Origin of the sequence: Pseudomonas sp. PDM20 (assembly GCF_014852575.3) — a bacterium.
In the GTDB taxonomy this organism is placed as follows: Bacteria; Pseudomonadota; Gammaproteobacteria; order Pseudomonadales; family Pseudomonadaceae; genus Pseudomonas.
Map to the genome: position 1 here is coordinate 5,247,039 of NZ_CM181224.1, position 19,483 is coordinate 5,266,521.

16 protein-coding genes are annotated in these 19,483 nt (G+C 66.9%); 6 read left to right on the forward strand and 10 right to left on the reverse strand.

Annotated features, from left to right (window positions below; translation table 11 throughout):
- The first annotated feature begins 100 nt into the window (after positions 1-100).
- A complete protein-coding gene (locus IB261_RS24135) occupies positions 101-1,789 on the forward strand; it encodes a SulP family inorganic anion transporter (RefSeq protein ID WP_192380997.1) in 1,689 nt (562 codons plus the stop codon).
- A gap of 60 nt (positions 1,790-1,849) precedes the next feature.
- On the opposite strand, the gene IB261_RS24140 is transcribed toward IB261_RS24135, so the two are convergent.
- From IB261_RS24140 to IB261_RS24155, 4 genes are read right to left on the reverse strand one after another with little or no spacing between them, the layout of a single operon-like run.
- Complete coding sequence (locus tag IB261_RS24140; protein ID WP_192380996.1) at positions 1,850-2,749, reverse strand: efflux RND transporter periplasmic adaptor subunit; 900 nt, start codon at positions 2,747-2,749, stop codon at positions 1,850-1,852.
- A 13-nt stretch (positions 2,750-2,762) separates the two neighbouring features.
- On the reverse strand, positions 2,763-2,963 hold the full coding sequence (locus IB261_RS24145) for a DUF1656 domain-containing protein (RefSeq protein WP_081516439.1): 201 nt from the start codon (positions 2,961-2,963) through the stop codon (positions 2,763-2,765).
- Position 2,964: 1 nt separating this feature from the next.
- A complete protein-coding gene (locus IB261_RS24150) occupies positions 2,965-5,166 on the reverse strand; it encodes an FUSC family protein (RefSeq protein WP_081516202.1) in 2,202 nt (733 codons plus the stop codon).
- A 1-nt stretch (position 5,167) separates the two neighbouring features.
- Positions 5,168-6,661, reverse strand: a complete 1,494-nt coding sequence (locus IB261_RS24155; protein WP_081516203.1) for an efflux transporter outer membrane subunit — start codon at positions 6,659-6,661, stop codon at positions 5,168-5,170.
- Between the two features lie 309 nt (positions 6,662-6,970).
- Here IB261_RS24155 and IB261_RS24160 point away from each other — a divergent pair, with 309 nt between their 5' ends.
- The gene (locus tag IB261_RS24160) at positions 6,971-7,906 is read left to right on the forward strand and encodes a LysR family transcriptional regulator (RefSeq protein ID WP_081516204.1); all 936 of its coding nucleotides are present in this window, start codon (positions 6,971-6,973) and stop codon (positions 7,904-7,906) included.
- Positions 7,907-8,112: 206 nt separating this feature from the next.
- Positions 8,113-9,087 (forward strand): 2-hydroxyacid dehydrogenase, encoded by a 975-nt coding sequence (locus IB261_RS24165; protein ID WP_192223941.1) that lies wholly within the window; start codon positions 8,113-8,115, stop codon positions 9,085-9,087.
- Between the two features lie 102 nt (positions 9,088-9,189).
- On the opposite strand, the gene IB261_RS24170 is transcribed toward IB261_RS24165, so the two are convergent.
- On the reverse strand, positions 9,190-10,083 hold the full coding sequence (locus tag IB261_RS24170; protein WP_192380995.1) for a DMT family transporter: 894 nt from the start codon (positions 10,081-10,083) through the stop codon (positions 9,190-9,192).
- 137 nt (positions 10,084-10,220) lie between these two features.
- Between IB261_RS24170 and IB261_RS24175 the strand changes: the two genes are divergently transcribed.
- Positions 10,221-11,096, forward strand: coding sequence for a helix-turn-helix domain-containing protein (locus IB261_RS24175; RefSeq protein ID WP_081516207.1), 876 nt, complete (start codon positions 10,221-10,223; stop codon positions 11,094-11,096).
- Positions 11,097-11,199: 103 nt separating this feature from the next.
- On the opposite strand, the gene IB261_RS24180 is transcribed toward IB261_RS24175, so the two are convergent.
- From IB261_RS24180 to IB261_RS24200, 5 genes are all read right to left on the reverse strand, one after another.
- A complete protein-coding gene (locus IB261_RS24180; RefSeq protein ID WP_192209826.1) occupies positions 11,200-11,523 on the reverse strand; it encodes a DUF3325 domain-containing protein in 324 nt (107 codons plus the stop codon).
- Complete coding sequence (locus IB261_RS24185) at positions 11,523-13,046, reverse strand: PepSY-associated TM helix domain-containing protein (protein ID WP_192380994.1); 1,524 nt, start codon at positions 13,044-13,046, stop codon at positions 11,523-11,525. The genes IB261_RS24180 and IB261_RS24185 overlap by 1 nt, the downstream gene beginning before the upstream one ends.
- Entirely contained in the window at positions 13,043-13,330 is a 288-nt protein-coding gene (locus IB261_RS24190) for a DUF3649 domain-containing protein (RefSeq protein WP_081516210.1), read from the reverse strand. Before IB261_RS24190 ends, IB261_RS24185 begins: the two co-directional genes overlap by 4 nt.
- 101 nt (positions 13,331-13,431) lie before the next feature.
- Positions 13,432-14,019 carry a hypothetical protein gene (locus tag IB261_RS24195; protein WP_192380993.1) on the reverse strand — a complete coding sequence of 196 codons (588 nt, stop codon included), beginning with the start codon at positions 14,017-14,019 and terminating at the stop codon, positions 13,432-13,434.
- A gap of 296 nt (positions 14,020-14,315) precedes the next feature.
- Positions 14,316-15,713, reverse strand: a complete 1,398-nt coding sequence (locus IB261_RS24200; protein WP_192380992.1) for an aminotransferase-like domain-containing protein — start codon at positions 15,711-15,713, stop codon at positions 14,316-14,318.
- 138 nt (positions 15,714-15,851) lie between these two features.
- On the opposite strand from IB261_RS24200, the gene IB261_RS24205 reads away from it, so the two are divergent.
- Positions 15,852-16,739, forward strand: a complete 888-nt coding sequence (locus tag IB261_RS24205; RefSeq protein ID WP_081516213.1) for a DMT family transporter — start codon at positions 15,852-15,854, stop codon at positions 16,737-16,739.
- 90 nt (positions 16,740-16,829) lie between these two features.
- A complete protein-coding gene (locus tag IB261_RS24210; protein WP_081516214.1) occupies positions 16,830-19,211 on the forward strand; it encodes a DEAD/DEAH box helicase in 2,382 nt (793 codons plus the stop codon).
- Positions 19,212-19,483: the final 272 nt, after the last annotated feature.

Below are 19,483 nucleotides of genomic sequence, written 5' to 3' on the forward strand. Positions count from 1 at the left end.
GGAATGCCGCGAAGACTCCGATAGGCCCTTGGGAAGTCGCCCGCTGTTCGCCGGCCGGCGCCATTGCTCGAATGCCCTACCAAACTCCAGGTAGAGCACCATGGCGTCTCCCGTGAAACTCCTCCAGGGCATTCGCCCCATTACCCGCAAAGGCGCGCTGCGCGACGCGCTGGCCGGCATCTCGCTGGCGGCGATGGACATCCCCCAGCTGCTCGGATACGCACGCATCGCCGGGATGCCGGCAGTCACCGGGCTGTACACCGCGCTGCTGCCGCTGCTGGCCTTCGCCTTCGTAGGCTCCTCGCGGCATCTGGTGGTCGCGGCGGACTCGGCCACCGCGACTATCTTTTCCGGCCATCTCGCCAGCCTGGCCCCCGTTGGCAGCCCGCAGTACATCGCCCTGGCCGGCACTGTCGCGCTGCTGACCGCCGGCATGCTGCTGATCGCCCGGCTGCTCAGGCTGGGCTTTCTCGCCGACTTCCTGTCGCGCACGGCACTGACCGGCTTTCTGGTCGGGGTCGGTGCACAGGTAGCGCTGTCGATGGGCGGTGACATGCTGGGTATCGTCGTGCCCGCTTCGACGGCCGGCGAGAAAGCCGTGTTCCTTGCCGGCCATATCGGCCAGGCGCATCTCCCCACCGCCGCCATCGCAGTCTCACTGGTAGCGCTCCTGCTGGCGGCCAGGCAATGGCTGCCCAACTGGCCGCTCCCCTTGCTGGCCATGGTCGGCTGCATTGTCGCCAGCGCCGCCTTCGACTTTGCCGGGCACGGTATCAGCGTGCTCGGCCCGATTGCCGGAGGCCTGCCAAGCCTGTCGCTGCCCGCGCTGGGCTGGCGTGATGTTCGGGAGCTGCTGCCGATCGCCGGCGCCTGCTTCATCATGATCATCGCCCAGAGTTCAGCAGCCGCCCGCGTCTACGCCGACCGCCACAGCGAATGCGACGACGAGAACGCCAACATCCTCGGACTGGCGGCCGCCAACACGGCAGCTGCCTTCAGCGGCACCTTCGTGGTCAACGGCAGCCCGACCCAGACAGCCATGGCCGAACAGGGCGGCTCGCGCAGCCAGGTGGCGCAACTCAGCTTCGCCCTGATCGTGGCCCTGGTGGCGCTGTTTCTCTGCCAGTGGCTGCAGTACCTGCCGCACTGCGTGCTGGCCGCCGTGGTGTTCACCATCGCGATCGGCCTGATCGACCTGAAGACCCTGCTGGCCATGCGCACGGAAAGCCCGCTGGAATTCCGCATGGCCCTGCTCACGGCCGCCACCGTGCTGTTGGTGGGAGTCGAGCAGGGCATCCTGCTGGCCATGGCCCTATCGCTGGCGCATCACGTACGCCGTAGCTACCGCCCGCACACCCTGATGCTGGAACCGGACGCCGACGGACGCTGGCTACCGGTGCCGGTACAGATCGGCAAGCAGACGGCGCCTGGGCTGATCGTCTATCGCTTCGGCGCCGACCTGTTCTACGCCAACGACAGCTTCTTCACCCAGCAGGTCATCGCCCTGGTGGAGCGGGCACCCGCCGGATTGCGCTGGTTCGTGGTGGATGCCGGCGCCATCACCGGGCTGGACTACTCCGCCGCACGTTCGCTGGCCGATCTCTGCGAGCGCCTGCGCAAACAGGGTGTGACCCTGGTGTTCGGCCGCGCCAACCGCTTCCTGCGGGCCGACATGAAGCGCCACAACGTGGCGCGCATCATCGGCCACCGGAACATCCTGCCCACCCTGCATCGGGCACTGGCCGTCGCCGGGGTCTCGGAACAGGGCGCCGTGGCCGGTGTGGTGTAAAGGCGGCACCAAGAAACGAAAACGGGAGCCGAGGCTCCCGTTTTCATTCATCCGCTCAGATCACTGCGCAGCCGCGCCGTCGGAGTGTTCCGCGTTGCGGCTCTGCGGGTTGACGATCACCGTGGCGGTGATGCCCGCTGCCAGCAGGACGCCTTCGGGCACGTCGTCGATGTGGATGCGCACCGGCACGCGCTGGGCCAGGCGCACCCAGTTGAAGGTCGGATTGACGTCGGCCACCAGCTCGCGGCTTTCCGGGTTGTCGCGGTCGTAGATGGCGCGGGCGATGCTCTCGACATGGCCTTTCAGGCGCTCGCCGCTCATCAGTTGCAGCTCGGCCGGGTCACCGACGCGGATGTGCGGCAGCTTGGTCTCTTCGAAGTAGCCGTAGATCCAGTAGGAGTTCTCGTCGACCACGGCCATCTTCGCCTCGCCCACGCGGGCGTAGTCGCCACGGTGCACGTTGAGGTTGGTCACGTAGCCGTCTACCGAGGCCCGCACCAGGGTGCGTTCCAGGTTCAGCTTGGCGGCGTCCAGCGCGGCCAGGGCCTGCTGGTAGTCGGCCTCGGAAGCGGCGGCGGTGTTGCTGGCATCGTCCAGGCTCTCGCGGGAGACGACTTCCTCGTCCATGGCGCGGCGGCGCTTGGCGTTGAGCAGGCGCATCTGCAGGGTGGCCTTGCGCGAGTCGACCAGGGCCTGGGCCTGCTTCACGGCGATCTGGTAGTGGTCCGGATCGATCTGCATCAGCAGGTCGCCCTTCTTCACCTGCTGGTTGTCGCGCACCGGCACGTCGACCACCACGCCGGAGACGTCGGCGGCGACGTTGATGATGTCGGCGCGCACCCGGCCGTCGCGGGTCCAGGGCGTATCCATGTAGTTCACCCAGAGGGCGCGGCCGATCAACGCGGCGACCGCCAGGATGATCAGGGTCGCCAGCAGGCTGATGATGGATTTGAGAGTCATGGGTGCACGCTCGTTACTTATAGATAGTGAGAGACAGGCCGCCGAACAGGCAGGCGAACAGGCACACGCGGAACAGCGCCGGGTGCCAGGTGAAGCGGTACAGGCCGATGGAGGCGAAGATGCGGTCGATGCCCCAGCAGATCACCGCGGCAACGAGGAACATCAGGGTCAGGGTCGGCATGTAGACCCCGTGGAACGCGATCTCGCGGGGCAGGTCAGGCAACATGGGTCGATCTTCCAGAAGAGGTTTCGCCATCGCGCAGCGGCGACTGCGGGTCGAGCAGGCTGCTGCGGATGAAGTGCAGATAGCTGAGCACGCGGCGCAGCGGCGAGCTTTCGAAGTCCGGGGCGCGAGGCTCGTCGGTGGTCCTGACGCAGTCGATGGCCTGCTCGACGGCGGCCAGGGCGCGCTCGCGATTGGCCTGCCCGGGTTTGACGAACAGGCGGATCAGCGCGCGGCCCATGGCGCGAATCGACTGCCGCCAGGGCGACGATTGCGCGTAGCAGGCCTCGTCTGGCAGGTTCTCCTGCTCGACGCGCAACTCGATGATCGAATGGCCGATCTCCAGCACCACGAAGGTCCAGCGCAGCAGGCGGCGTTGCATCAGCGGGCTGCGCGCGGCGACGCCGTAAGCCTGGTTGAGCAGGTCGCGGGTGCCGCTCTCGAAGGACGAGACGAGGCCGTCGAGCTTGCCACTGATGGCTTCCACCACGCGCAGGCGCAGGTCCTTCTCCAGGCGGCGCCACAGCCAGGCGCTGGTCGGCGGCATGATCACCGCGGCGACCACGGCCGCCAGGCTCTGCGAGATCACCAGGGCGATGTACTCGTTGAGCATGCGGCCCGGATCGTAGACGGTGAGATTTGCCGGAATTGCCCCGAAGCTGAAGAACACCAGCAGGCCCAGGCCGTAGCCGGCGTACTTGGGCTTGATCGAGAAGAACGCGCCCACCGCGAACACCGGCGCCAGGGCGAAGGCCAGCAGCGGGAAGCCGTCCAGGTGCGGGAACACGAAGAAGGTTTCCGAGAAGCCGAGGATGGCCGCGAAGAAGGTGCCCACGGCCATCTGCATGGCCATCTTCGCCGGGTCCGGCGCGGCCGACACCAGCGCGGCGACGGCGGCGGCGTTGAGCACGAAGGTGCTGCCGCTGGGCCAGGCGGTCTCGATCCAGAAGATGCCGAACACCAGCACCATCAGCGCGGTGCGCCCGCCGGCCACCAGCGAGGCAACCAGGTTGGCCTTGGGCGAGAAGCCGTGTTTCCAGTTCTCCCTTTCGTGCTTGTGCGCGGCCAGGGAGGCGTGGGTCAGGGCGTAGTTGTAGAGGTCGTCGGCCAGGCGGTAGAGCAGCTCGCCGGCGGTGTTGTAGTCCAGCAGCGCGGACGGATCGTCCTGCTCATCCAGCAGTTGCGCGCGACCGGAGCGGATGCGTTGCATCATCCGCGTGCGGTGGCTTTCCAGCTGGGCGGCGAGGCGCTCGGCGTCGCGGTCGGTGACCGACTGGCCGCGCCACGGGGCGAGCACCTGGGCCAGTTCGTCCAGGCACGGCTGCAGCGCACGCAGCACGGCCTCGGCTTCCTGCGCACGCAGGCGCGAGAGCAACTGGTGCAGCGCATGGTAGCGGGTGGTGAGGACCATGAACTCGTTGTTCAGGCGCGACAGGCGGCCGGAACGCAGACGCATGTGCGGGTCTTCGAAACGGGTAACGCTGCGCAGCGCTTCCAGGCCCACGGCCTGGGAGGCGAAGGCCACGTTGGCGGCCTCGAACTTCGGCCGCTCGCCGCCGCCGAGGTTGTCCAGGACGAAGCCGGCGAAGGCGCCGAAACGCTGGTACAGCGCACTGCGCATGGCGGTACTGGAGGTCTGCGGGAACAGCGTGGCGCTGACCACCATGGAACAGAGGATGCCGAGGCTGATTTCCAGCACACGCCAGATGGCCGACATGAACGCGGCTTCCGGATGCAGGGTGGCAGGCAGGCCGATCAGCGTGGCGGTGTAGCCGGCGAGGACACAGGCGTAGGAGCGGAAGTCGCGGTAGCGCGCAGCGCCAACGGTGCACAGGCCGATCCACAGCGCCGAGACGAGCAGGAACAGCTCGCGCTGCTGGGCGAAGATGGCGATCAGCGCGACCATCACGGTCAGCCCGACCAGGCTGCCGAGAATCCGGTAGAAGCTCTTGGCGAACACCTGGCCGCTCTGCGGCTGCATGACGATGAACACGGTGATGGTCGCCGTGCTCGGCTGCGGCAGTTCCAGGCGCATCGCCAGCCACAGGGTCAGCAGCGCGGCGAGCAGCACCTTGGCGATGTACACCCAGGTGACGCCGTCACTGCGGCCCCACTCCAGCAGCGCCCGACGCAGGGCGTCCAGCGGCGCCAGCTGGCGGGTGGCGGTGCTGCCGTTGAAGGAATCGCCGGCCATCTCAGCGCTCGCTGGCCGCGCGGACGTCGACGGTCTCGGGGACCATCTTCGCCTCTTTCGGGCCTTCCTGCTTGTCCATCAGGCCGCCGCCCAGGGCGACGACGAGGCCGGCATGGGTAGCCAGGCGCGCGGCGCGCACCTGCTGCTCCACCAACTGCTGCTGGAACAGCCGGGTCTGCGCGTTGAGCACGTTGAGGTAGTCGGTCAGGCCGCCACGGTACGCCTTGGTGGCGATGTCGTAGGTGCGCTGGGCCGAGGCCACGGACTTGGCGGCGAAGCCTTCCTGCAGCTCCATGGAGTGCATGCGGATCAACTGGTCGGAGATGCCCTTGAGGGCGTTGACCAGGGTCTGGTTGTACTGCGCCACGGCGGCGTCATAGCCGGCGGATTCCTGGCTCAGCTGCGAACGGCGACGCCCGCCGTCGAAGATCGGCAGGGAGATGGCCGGGCCGACGCCGTAGGTGAATTTCTCGGCGTTGAGGAACTCCAGCACGCCGCCACCGACGGCGCTGTAGCCGATGCTCGCGACCAGGTCGACGTTGGGGTAGAACTCGGCGCGGGCGACATCCACACCCTTGGCTTGCGCAGCGACTTTCCAGCGGCTGGCGACCACGTCCGGGCGGTGGCCGAGCAATTCCATCGGCAGCTTGCTCGGCAGCCCCGGCCCTTCGGCGAGCTTCAGGCTCGGCCGCTGGATCGAGGTACCGGCGCCGGGGCCCTTGCCGGCCAGGGCAGCGATCTGGTTGCGGGTGAGCTGGATTTCCTCGTCCACCGCCTCGATCTTGCGTTCGGTTTCCGGCAGCGGGACTTCCGCCTGGCTGACTTCGAAGTGCGTGCCGATGCCACCGTCGAGGCGGCGCTGGGCCAGGGCCAGGATGCCCTGCTGCTGCGCCAGCATGGCCTTGCCGATGTCCAGCTTGGCGTACTGCAGCGACAGCTGGATGTAGGCGCGGACGATATTGCCCTCCAGCTCCAGCTGGGCCATGCGCGCCTCGGCGGCAGTCATCTTGGCGATGTTCACGTAGCGCTCGGTGTTGCTGCGCTCGCGGCCCCAGAGGTCCAGCGAATAATTGAAGCCCAGGGCGGCGTTGTTGTTGAACGTGGTGCTGTCGGCCAGATCGCCCGGGCCGTAGAAATAGTCGGTCGGCCAGCGGTGGCGGGTCAGCGAAGCGTCCACGCCGATCTGCGGCGACTCGGCGGACTCGGCGATGCCGGCCATGGCCATGGCCATGCGCACCCGCGCCTCGGCCTGGGCCAGGGTCGGGCTGCCCTCCAGCGCGGTCTGCACCCAGGCATTCAACTGCGGATCGCCATAGGCGCGCCACCACTGCTCGGCCGGCCAGCCAGCTTCCTGGTTGGCGTGCGCGATGGCGGCGTCGGTGGCCAGCTCGGTGTCGCCCAGGCGTTGTTCCTGCGGGGCGATGCCGTTGGTGCTGATACATCCGGCGATTGTTGAAAAAATGACAAAGGAGCCGACGAACGTCAGTCCTTTCATGAGGTGACGCGACACGGTGGAGGTCCTGGAAGTGGTCTAGCTTTTCAGCGTGGGGCTTTTAAGCGTGGAGATGCCGGCAAAGCCAATGGCGGCGATTGAATTCTAGGGATGGGGAAGGGAACGGATAAGCCGGCTGATTTGTGATTGTTTATTACCGATAATGAAACAATGTGTGTCGCCATCCATGTGACAATAGGCCGCCCCCGCTCTGCTCCGCGCATTGCCACCCATCAAGGACATGCTGCCGGCGACGACGTATCGCTTCACTGCGTCGCCACCCGGGACAGACGCCCCACTGACGAGGCCCCAATGGACACACTGCAGACCATGCGTGCGTTCGCCTGTGTCGCGGAAACCGGCAGTTTCACCGCCGCCGCACAGCAGCTGAACACCACCACCGCCTACGTATCCCGCGCGGTCGCCAATCTGGAGTCCCACCTGCGGACCCGCCTGCTCAACCGCACCACCCGGCGGATCGCCCTCACCGAGGCTGGCCAGCGCTACCTGCTGCGCTGCGAGCAGATTCTCGCCTACGTCGAGGAAGCCGAAGCCGAGGCCAGCGACGCCCATGCCCGCCCCGCCGGCCGCCTGCGCGTACACTCGATGACCGGCATCGGCCAGCACTACGTAATCCGCGCCATCGCCAACTACCGCCAGTTGCACCCGGACGTGACCTTCGAGCTGACCATGGCCAACCGCGTGCCGGACCTGCTCGACGAGGGGTTTGACGTGGCCATCGTGGTTGCCTCCGAACTGCCCGACTCGGGCCTGGTATCCCAGCGTATCGGCGAGACCTACAGCATCCTCTGCGCCTCGCCCGACTACCTGGCCCGGCGCGGCACGCCGAAAACCCCGACGGAGCTGATGGACCACGATTGCCTGCGCCTGATCAGCCCGGTGCTGCCGCTGGACAAGTGGCTGTTCGACGGCCCCAACGGCCAGGAAATGATCACCCTCGGCCCCTCGCCCTTCCAGGTGAACGTCGGCGATGCCATGACCGAGGCCATCGGCTCGGGCATGGGCATCAGCGCCCTGCCCGTCTACTCGGCCATCGACGGCCTGCGCGACGGCTCGCTGGTGCGCGTGCTGCCGCACTACAAACTGCAGATACTCAACGTCTATGCGCTGTACCCGTCGCGACAGTATCTGGACGCAAAGATCAAGACCTGGGTCGCGTACCTGCGAGAAAATCTCCCCGGTGTGCTCCAGGCCGATGGCGCCGGGCTCGCCGATGTGGGACCCTGACCACCCTTTTCGTCGTGTTTCGCGGGCAAGCTCACTGTGTAACTCCTTACCCCGGTGTTCAGTGAGCTTGCCCGCGAACCCATCTTCTTCCCCGCCGCACACCACCCCACGTTCGATAATCGCCCGGCGCGCACGCAGGCCTTGCGCCGCTCTGGCTCGGCAATGGTAGGGTTAAGCCCCCTCCGTTTCCCTGCCGTCCGAGAGCCATGAAAAAGAATGTGTTCGTCTTCAGCCGCCTTGCCGCGGAACACCTCGACCGCCTGCGCAGCCAGTTCAACGTCACCGTGCTCGACCCCAAGCAGGGCGATGTCGACGCGCAGTTGGCCGCCGCCCTGCCGACCACCCACGGCATGATCGGCGTCGGCCGCCCGCTGGGCGAGAAGCAACTGGCCCAGGCCGCCCAGCTGGAAGTCATTTCCAGCGTCTCGGTGGGCTACGACAACTACGACCTGAACTACCTGAACCAGCGCGGCATCCCGCTGACCAACACCCCGGACGTGCTGACCGAAACCACCGCCGACCTGGGCTTCGCCCTGATCATGGCCGCCGCCCGGCGCACCGCCGAGCTGGATGCCTGGACCAAGGCCGGGCAGTGGAAGCGCACCGTGGACGCCCAGCACTTCGGCGTTGACGTGCACGGCAAGAAGCTCGGCATCCTCGGCCTGGGCCGCATCGGCGCGGCCATCGCCCGTCGCGGCCACTTCGGCTTCAACATGGACATCCTCTACCACGGCAACAGCCGCAAGCCGGAGCTGGAACAGGCGTTCGGCGCGCGCTTCTGCGGTTTCGAGGAACTGCTGGGCGAGGCGGATTTCGTCTGTGTGGTGGTACCGCTGTCGGACAAGACCCGCAAGCTGATCGGCAAGCGTGAGCTGGAGCTGATGAAGCCCACCGGCATCCTGGTGAATATCGCCCGCGGCCAGGTGATCGACGAAGCCGCGCTGGTGGAAGCGCTGCAGGAGAAGCGTATCCTCGCCGCCGGCCTGGATGTCTACGAGAAGGAACCGCTGGCCGAGTCGCCGCTGTTCGCCTTGCCCAACGCCGTGACCCTGCCGCATATCGGCTCGGCCACCCACGAAACCCGCCAGGCCATGGCCGAGTGCGCGCTGGACAACTTCGAAGCCGCCCTGCGCGGTGAGCGGCCGAAGAACCTGGTCAATCCGCAGGCCTGGAAAGCCTGATGCGCTTTTCGTAGGGCGCATAACCTGGGACAGGTTATCCGCCGGCACCTCGGCGGCGGATAACGCTGGCGCGTTGTTCGCCCTACGAAGCTACGAGGAACATCACGCCCGCACCGGCTGCAACACCGGCCTGGGCTTGCGGAACACCAGCACGTTACCCACCATCACCAGCCCCAGCCCGGCCAGCGCCGGCAGGCTCCACTGGTAGCCCTCGGCGAAGGCCGAGACGTTCAGCGCCACCACCGGGAACAGCACGGTGCAGTAGGCCGCACGCTCCGGTCCCATGCGCCCGACCAGCGTCAGGTAGGCGGTGAAGCCGATCACCGAGCCGGGGATCGCCAGGTACAGCAGCGACCAGACGTACTGCGGGCTGCTGTCGAAAGTCAGTGGCACACCCTGCACCAGACAGATCACCAGCAGGATCAGCGAGCCATAGAGCATGCCCCAGGCGTTGGTCGACAGCGGCCGCAGCCCGGCTTTCTGCTGCAGGCTCGACAGCAGGTTACCCGCCGAGAAACACAGCGTGCCGAGCAGCGCCAACCCCAGGCCGTAGAAGGTCTCCCGCGAGGCCTGATGCCCGGACAGCTCCGGCCAGAACAGCAGCGCCAACCCTGCCAGACCGAATGCGCCGCCGCCCAGGACGTTGGGCGCAATCCGCTGGCCGAAGAAAACCCGGGCATTCAGCGCGTTCCACAGCGTCGCGGTGGAGAACACCACGGCGACCAGCCCGCTGGGAATCCACTGGCTGGCGGTGTAGAAGCACAGAAAATTCACGCAGAACAGGCACAATCCCTGGGCGAAGCAGATTGCCTGCCCACGCCGTCCCAACGGCTGCAACCGGCGCGAAACCAGCAGCAGGGCGAACAGCACCAGCGCCGCCAGGCTGAAGCGATAGGCGATGGACAAAGGAATGGCGACCACGCCGACCTGCAACTTGATGGCGATCCAGGTCGTGCCCCAGATGAGCACGGTGAGCAGGTAGAGCGAGAGGTTCATGGCGGTCTCCGAAAATCCTACGGAAACAGTCTCCCGCCCGCCCCCGGCGCCGGCTTGCAGATTCTTGCGCTTATTGCGACAACCGGGCTGGCAAGGCGCGCCCGCGCGGGTAGAGTGAAGGCAACAGAGGAACATCCATGTCAGCCATTTCGCAGCTCGAAGTCTTCCAGTCGATGAACGCCTCGCCCAACGCCCGCCTGGAGCGTTGCGCGGAGCTGGGCGACGGGCTGTCCGCGGCGATCTGGAGCAACAGCCACGACGCCCGCGACTACCACGCGCCGAGCCACCACACACTGTCCTGCTACCTGAACGACGGCACCGGCACCTTCCGTCGTGGTGCCCCCGGCACCACTGGGGCGCCCGACAAGCTCTGCGTGATGCCGGCCGGCGCCGAGTCGGCCTGGATCGTCAACGGCGACATCCGCCTGGCCCACCTCTATATCGGCCAGGAACAGTTCTCGCTCGGCTGCATCCGCCTGCTCGACCGCGAGCCGCGTGAACTGCAACTGCACGAACGCACCTTCCTCGACGACCCGCAGCAGGCCGCGCGCTTCCGCCAGCTGGTGAAGCTCGACTGGCACGAGCCGGGCGAACGCATTCGCACCAGTACGCTGGCCCATGACCTGATCGATCACCTGCTGCTGAACCAGGTCGGCATGCGCGAAGGCTTGAAACTCAAGGGCGGGCTGGCGCCGACCATGCGCCGGCGCGTGGCCGACTACATCGAGCAGCGCCTGGACCAGCCGCTGTCCCTCGGCGAGCTGGCGATGCAGACGGCGCTGTCGGAATACCACTTCGCGCGGATGTTCCGCGAAAGCTTCGGCATGCCACCGCACCAGTACGTCCTGGCCCGCCGCGTGGCCCTGGCGCAGCGCCTGCTGCGCGACACCCGCCAGCCGCTGAGCCAGGTTGCCCTGGCCTGCGGGTTCTCCAGCGCCAGCCACTTCGCCAACCGTTTCAGATCGGTGGTAGGCGGGACACCGGGGGAATACCGGCAGGCGTTCGAGGAGTAGGCATTCGGTCGTGTACCGGCCGGTACAGGGTTCGCGGGCATGGCCCGCTCCTACAGGTTGAGTCCTGCACTACTCATCAGCGAATACGCCGGCAAGTCCGGCGTCAGCCCAGCACCGCCAGCACGCCACCGATCACCGGCATAGCCGCCGCCGTCGGCAAAGCCCAGCGCGGACGCCAGGCCAGCAGCAGGACCAGCGCAGCACAGGCGATCATCAGCAGGCATGCCCAGTAGACGATGCCCAGTTCGATGCCCATACGGTGAATCGAATAGGCCAGCGCCAGCACGCCATCCACCAACGCCACGATCCGCAGCAGGCGCACGCGGGACGGCGATGGAGCACTGCCGAACAGATCGCGATGATGGCGGGACAGCGACAGGCAGGCCGCCGCCAGCGCCAGCAGGTTGAGACCGAACACCAGCAGCATCAGGCGTACTCCTCGTTACGGACGCGCCGTGCGCGAGTCGGCTCAACACGCTCCTGTCCCAGTCGCCAGCCGAGGAAAGCGCAGAGACCGCCGATCAGCAGCAGGCCGAGATCGATACCGACCATCATCCAGTCGCCGTTGGCGACATGCGTCGTGACCCGCCCTGGCTCGGGGCCGAACAGGCTCAGCACCGGCAGCAGCAACGCCAGCGCCGCCAGCGCGGCGAACTGCTCGCGAGCCATGGAGCGACTGCCACGGCGCAGCAACGCGTGGGCCAGCGCCAGCAGCCAGATGACCACGAAGGCGGTGGCTTCCCAGCGGGTGCGCTGGAGCAGGTCGGCCGGCAGCAGGCGCGATGCCGCCAGCAGGCCGAGGGAGGCGATCGGCAGACCGCCGCAAACCGCGCCGTTGAGCGTACGCACCAGCGCAACGCCACGGTGGCCGCGCCCCTCACGCTTGCTGACCCAGACCTGCAGGCCGCCGAACACCATTACGCAGCCCACCAGGCCGAGGACGAAATACATCACCCGCAGCAGCTCGTTGCCGAACTGCGCCATGTGCAGGCCGGTCAGCCAGGCGTAGGTCTTGTAGCCCGGCTTGTAGGGCTTCTGCACGTGCAGCAGCGCGCCGCTGCCGGAGTCGAAGGACACGGTACGCTGGTCGTTGACCATGCTCTTGTCGATCGCCTTGCGGATCTGCACCATCGCCGCCGCATCGCCCGGGTTCTCGATGTTGATCCAGCCGACCTGGCTGTCATCGCCCCAGGCCTCGCGGGCCTTGAGGATCATGTTGTCGATGGACTTGGTCGCCTTGGCCGGCTTGCCCAGCGCCTCGCGATCGAAGGCGCCCTGCACGTCATGGAAGAAGTGCTCCATGTCGTTCTTGTAGGCCACCTTGATGCCGGCGGTCATATAGAAGGTGATGAAGATCGCCAGGCCTGTGTAGGCCATCAGCAGATGGAACGGCAGGCCGAGCACGCCCAGCACGTTGTGCGCATCCAGCCACGCGCGCTGCCGGGCAGCTTTCGGGCGCAGGGTAAAGAAGTCCTTGAAGATGCGCCGGTGGACGATCACCCCGCTGACCAGTGCCACCAGCATGAATACACCGGCCACGCCGACCACGTAGAGGCCGAGGATTCCGCCGTGCAGTTCGTAATGCAGTTCGAGGAAGAAGTTGCCACCGACCGTCCTGGGCAGCACCTCGCCACTCTGGGCATCCACCAGGAAGGACTGGAACTCACTGAAGTCCGCCGGCTCCCAGCCCGCCGTCCAGTACGGCATGCGCTCAGTGGGCGGGTGCATCCAGTAGCCATGGGCCTTGGGCGCGCGCAGGGCGATCAGCTCGCGCACCTGGTCGGCGCCCACCTTGACCTGCTCCAGCTTGTGCAGCTGCGGGGTCATCCAGCGGGTGAGCTCCTTGTCGAACACTGCGACGGTGCCGGAGAACAGCACGACGAAGAGAATCCAGCTGACCAGCAGCCCGGCCCAGGTGTGCAGGCCGGACATCGATTGACGCAGGCTCATGGACGCACTCCGTAGCCACTCGGCAGGAAGGCCGCGACGCCAAGCACGACACTCACTGCCACCGGGAGCCAGACCGCACGCCACGGGCTCTTCGCGCCGAAGGCGTAGAGGATCGCCGCGACCCAGACGATGAAGCAGGCGAGGCTCGACAGCGAAACGCGGTCCGGCCTCGACATCGGCAGGTAGACGCTGAGGAAGGCAGTCGCGGTATAGGCCAGGGCATAGCCGCCGACCACGGCGCTGAGGATGCGGGCGACAACGGCGCCAGCCTGGGTTCCGGTCATACGGCAAGTCTCGACGGGATACGGGCAAGGCGGCCCGGGCTGTTCCCAGGCACGCGATTGAAAAGCGGAATTATATGATACTAATTCTCAATTAAAAGAACTCAGCAACGCCTTTTGTGAGTATCTGTGTCGGAAATTCGCTGAACGGCATAGGTTGCAGTCACATCCATGGCGCGTATAAGCCTGCTCATCACTATGTCGGCTTCGGCCATGACACGAGGCGGCGGTTGCTCGAGGAGGATTCGGGATGCGCCAGGGGTCAGTTCGACAGCGGCCACTACCGAGCCCTTGCCAAAGAGGTATTCATAGATCAGCAGGTAGTCCGTGCCTGGCAGGTCCTTGTGCTCCGCTACACGTCGCAGCACGTTGAGCACGCCGACTATCCAGTCCCGGCTGTCGCGGAACTCCAGCACGCCCAGGCTCCAGGTCTGGGTCCAGTCATCGTAATGATTCCAGGCCGGCGAGCGCAGGTGCCGGCTCCAGCCAGCCACCCAGCCCGCCGCCGTCGTTCCCTGCCCCAGTTCGCACAGTTCCCTCCAGGTCAAACCGCCGCGGTGCTGGGGATTGCGATCCAGCCATTCATCCAGGTCCTCGAAACGCGCAGCGGATCCTGTCTCCTGACGCAGGAAATCTTCCAGCCTGGCGCGGCTGATGGCGACATTCAGGTACAGCTGGCACGGTTCGGCCATAGAGCGTCCTCTTCTTCTGATCCAACGATTCACCTCGAATCACCTGTCGCGAGCCTGAGGTGCTGAATCGATAATCCTAGAGGTTTGGCCTGTTCGTGGTTCGCCGTACCTTTTCGACCGTGAGGTGGTATTTTTCAGATCCTGCTGTACAGCTGTTCAGCTTTCCGCAGGCTTTTCAGTCGGCCCAGGGCTTATTGCCCTGCCCCGCGGCCTTTTCTGCCGGCTTCCGGAGAGGGAAACGCTCTGGATTCGCGGGCAGAAAAGGAATGCCCGTCCAGTTCTGAGCTCGATTTCTGTCAGCGCCTGCGCGCTTGCCCCATGGCCCGCTCCAGCCCCTCGAAGACGCGGGGCGACAGGCACTGGGCGACGTTGAAGCGCAGGTGGCCGGCGGCACTCTGGCTCAGGCTGAAGACATTGCCGGGCGCCAGCACCAGATTGTCCGCCAGCGCCGCCCGCGAGACTTCGGCGGCATCCAGCCCATCCGGCAGACAGGCCCAGACGAACACCCCGCCACGCGGTTCCAGCCAGGGCTGGATATCCAGCGCGCGAAGGCGCAGCAGCGTCTCGCCCATGGCATCGGCCAGGCGCCCGCGCAGGCTGTCCAGGTGGCGGCGATAGCTGCCCTTGCGCAGCAGTTCGTAGAGCATCTCCGCGCTGAACGGGCTGTTGCCGAAGCTGGTCGCCAGCTTCAGGTCCACCAGGCGCTCGCACCATTCCGGCTGGGTGGCGATGTAGCCGCAGCGCACCGAAGCCGACAGTGTCTTGGAGAAGCTGCCGACCTGGATCACCCGCTCCAGCCCGTCGAAGGCCGACAGGCGCGGCGCACTCTCATGTTCGAAGTCGCCGAAGATGTCGTCCTCGACGATCAGCAGGTCATGGGCCTCGGCGAGCTTCAGCAGCCGATGGGCAACCAGTGGCGAAAGCACCGCGCCGGTAGGGTTATGGAAGGCCGAGTTGGTGATGTACAGACGCGGGCGGTGCTGCTCCAGCAGGGTCGCCATGGCAGCAACGTCAGCCCCGGTCGGCGTGTAGGGCACGCCCACCACCTGCACGCGATGCGCGCGCAGCAGGGCCTGGAAGTTGAAGTAGCCGGGGTCGTCCACCAGCACGCAGTCGCCCGGTTCCAGCAGGAAGCGACAAACCAGGTCGATAGCCTGGGTGCCGTTGTCGGTGAGCACTACCTGTTGCGGTCCGACCGGCACGCCGTAGTCCGCCAGCCGGCGCGCGAGCTGCTCGCGCAGGCCGGAATGCCCGTAGGGGCGGCCGTATTCCAGCAGGCTCGATTGCGGCGCGCGGGCAATCTGCCGCAGCGCCCGGCGCAATTCCTCCTCCGGCAGCCAGGACGGCGGCAGCCAGCCGCAGCCGGGCTTGAGCGAGGTATCCGCGGCCTCCAGCGACTGTCTCGAAATCCACAGCGGATCGATGCTGCGGTCCAGCGCCGGACCGACATCCGCCAGGGACAGCGGCGGCGCATGGCCGGCGACATAGAAGCCGGAACCCCGGCGCGCGGCGATCACACCGTCGGCGGCCAGCCGGTCATAGGCTTCCACGACGGTGGTCTTGGACACTTCCAGCTGTTCGGCCAACTGACGAATCGACGGTAGCCGCTCACCGGGCACCAGCGCCCGTGCGGCCAGGCGTTCACGCACGTGCTGCATCACCGAATCGACCCGCGTGCTCTTTGGTCTGCCCATGCCGCCCTCGCTTGCCCCCGGATAAGGTGTACCGAGATAATTTACGGACAGTTTGCGCAAATTGTACCCTTCTGTCACTGGCCGCCCGGCGGCTCCGCGCGCATCCTCCAGGCTCGCTCTCCTGCCGGAAGACCCACCATGAACAACACCCAGACTCTCGCCACGAACAGCCACCTCGGCGGCTGGCTCAGTGGCTTCCTCGGCGTCCTCATCTTCAGCGGATCACTGCCGGCGACGCGGGTAGCAGTGGCCGACTTCGACCCGACCTTTCTCACCCTCGCCCGCGCCAGCATCGCTGGCCTGCTGGCGGCGGCGATCCTCATCGTGCTGCGGCAGAAACTGCCGGCGCGCAAGGACCTGGTCCCCCTGCTGGTGGTCGCCGGCGGCGTGGTGGTGGGCTTTCCGCTGCTCACCGCGCTGGCGCTCAAGCACGTCAACTCGGCCCACGCCATCGTCTTCGTCGGCCTGCTGCCGCTGGCCACCGCGCTGTTCGGCGTGGTGCGCGCCGGTGAACAGCCGCGGCCGGCGTTCTGGATCTGTTCGCTGCTGGGCAGCGCCGTCGTCGCCGGCTTCGCCCTGTCGCAGAGCGGCGCGGGCAACTTCACCGGCGACCTGCTGATGCTCGCCGCCGTGGCGGTCTGCGGCCTGGGCTACGCCGAAGGCGGGCGCATCGCGCGCCACCTGGGCAGCTGGCAGGTGATCTGCTGGGTGCTGGTGCTGTCCCTGCCGCTGATGCTGCCGCTGGCCTGGTACACCCAGCCGGAAACCTTCACCGGCGCCAGCTGGCCGGCCTGGATCAGCCTCGGCTACGTCTCGCTGTTCAGCATGCTCATCGGCTTCTTCTTCTGGTATCACGGCCTGGCCACCGGCGGCATCGCCGCGGTCGGCCAGCTGCAGCTGCTGCAACCGTTCTTCGGCCTGGCGCTGGCCGGCCTGCTGCTGCACGAGCAGATCAGCCCGCTGATGGCCGGCGCGACCGTCGCGGTTGTGCTGTGCGTTGCGGGGGCAAAACGCTTCGCCCGCTGACCGCCGGTTTCCTTCCGCGTCCCGCCCGAGAAAAATCGCGGTATCATCGGGCGTTTGCGTACTCGGCTGGACTGCCGGAAGGACACTCGGATGAAGCCACCCGCCGAATCTCCACTGCCTGCCGTGGAGCGCGACGAACTCGCGCCCCGGCCACGGCTGACCCTGGGCAGCCACGTGCACAGCGGCTTCGACCTGCGCAGCGGACGCATGCAGAACATCTCCCGGCACCGCGCCGCGCTGGCGTTCCTGTATGGCGATATGCCGGTCTCGGGCAGCGTCACGCCGCGTTCCGGTCGCGAAATCCGGGTGTTCCGCGATGACCAGATCGTCCGCGTCAGCCGCGAGCTGGAACTGGAACACGCCTGGCGCCTGGACCTTCGCGAGCTGGGCTTCAAACCGGCGATGCGCCGCAGCGATGCGCTGGAAGACAGTGCCGGGGAAATGTTCGAACTGCCCGACGACAGCGCCTGGCAGGAGTTCATGCGCGAAGGCCTGCCGCACCTGCGCGAACAGGGCTGGGAAATCGATATCCGCCCCGAATTCGTCTTCGACCTCACGCCGGTGGAAAACTGGTACGCCGAGATCGAGGAAACCGACGACCGCCAGTGGTTCGACCTGGAGCTGGGCATCGAAGTGGAAGGTCGGCGCATCAGCCTGCTGCCGGCGCTGATCGAACTGATCCGGCGCATGCCGGCGCTGCTCGACCCGGTCGCCCTTGCCCGCCACTCCGACGATGAACAACTGGTGCTGCGCCTGGATGCCGGGCGCAACCCTGTGCACACCTGGCAGACCGCCTCCGACCGGCCGCTGCGCGTCTCGCTGCCGTTCGGCAAGCTCAAGCCGATGCTGGGCACATTGTCCGAGTTCTACATCGGTGAACAGCCACCGGTGCGCCGCCTGCGCATGGGCGCGCCGGACGCCGCGCGCCTGACCGAGCTGGAAGAACTGCCGCTGACCTGGCAGGGCGGCGAGCAACTGCGCGAAATCGCCCATCGCCTGCGCGACTACCGCGCCCAGCCGGCGCAGATTCCCGCCGGCCTCAACGCCGAGTTGCGCGGCTACCAGCACGAAGGCCTGAGCTGGATGCAGACCCTGCGCGAAGTCGACGCCAGCGGCATCCTCGCCGACGACATGGGGCTGGGCAAGACGCTGCAGTCCCTCGCCCACGTGCTGCTGGAAAAGCAGGCCGGGCGCCTGACCAGCCCGGCGCTGGTGATCATGCCCACCAGCCTCATTCCCAACTGGCTGGACGAGGCCGAGCGCTTCACGCCCGACCTGCGGGTGCTCGCCCTGCATGGCGCCGGGCGGCGCAAGGCATTTGCGAAGATCGCCGAGCACGACCTGATCCTCACCACCTACGCCCTGTTACCGCGCGATGCCGAGAAACTGGCGCAGCACGAGTATCACCTGCTGATCCTCGACGAGGCACAGAACATCAAGAACGCCACCACCAAGGCCGCCCAGGCCGCACGCCACCTGCGGGCGCGCCATCGGCTGTGCCTGACCGGCACGCCGCTGGAGAATCACCTGGGCGAGCTGTGGTCGCTGTTCCACTTCCTGCTGCCGGGCTGGCTGGGTGATGCGCGGCAGTTCGCCGTGGACTACCGCACCCCCATCGAGCGCCACGGCGACCAGGGCCGTCTGGCACACCTGGCCGCGCGCATCCGCCCGTTCCTGCTGCGTCGCACCAAGGAGCAGGTGGCCTCGGAACTGCCACCCAAGAGCGAGTTCATCCAGCACATCGAGCTCAGCGAGGCACAGCGCGATCTCTACGAGACCGTGCGCCTGGCGCTGGACCGCAAGGTGCGCGACGAGATCGCCCGCCGTGGCCTGGCGCGCAGCCGGATCATCATCCTCGAGGCGCTGCTCAAGCTGCGCCAGGTCTGCTGCGACATCCGCCTGGTGAACAAGGAAGCCCCGCCGCCCACCGGCAAATCCGCGCGCGCGGTGACCTCGGGCAAGCTGGTCTACCTGCTCGACATGCTCGAAGAACTGCTCGCCGAAGGCCGCCGGGTGCTGGTGTTCTCGCAGTTCACCTCGATGCTCGCACTGATCGGCGAGGCGCTGGCCGAGCGCAACCTGGAGTACGCCCTGCTCACCGGTGATACCCGCGACCGCCGCGCGCCGGTGAAGGATTTCCAGGAAGGCCGCGTGCCGCTGTTCCTGATCAGCCTGAAGGCAGGTGGCGTAGGCCTGAACCTCACCGCCGCCGACACCGTGATCCACTACGACCCCTGGTGGAACCCGGCCGCCGAGAACCAGGCCAGCGACCGCGCGTACCGCATCGGCCAGGACAAACCGGTATTCGTCTACAAGCTGATCGCCCGTGGCACGGTGGAAGAGAAGATCCAGCTGCTGCAGCGCGACAAGGCCGCACTGGCCGCCGGCATCCTCGACGGCTCGGGCAGCGACTGGCAGCTGGACGACGCGGACATCGACGCGCTGTTCGCGCCGCTGCCCAAGGCGGTCTGATCCTGCACGAGTGCTGTAGGAGCAGGCCATGCCCGCGATCGCGCGCATGGCGCGCTCCCATAACCCGCTTCGGTCGTAGATGCCGGCCAATCCCACGATTACCGTTCCGGGAAAGCTCCTACAGTGAAGAACCTCCTGACACCACGAAGGGGAAATCCACTACATCGCCAAGCACCGGCATGTAGGAATCTACACCTGCTCCGACGCAACGAGCCCGGACCCGGCAGAGGCAGACGCCCCGGGTGAACCAGAGCTCTTGCCGGCGCAAGCAA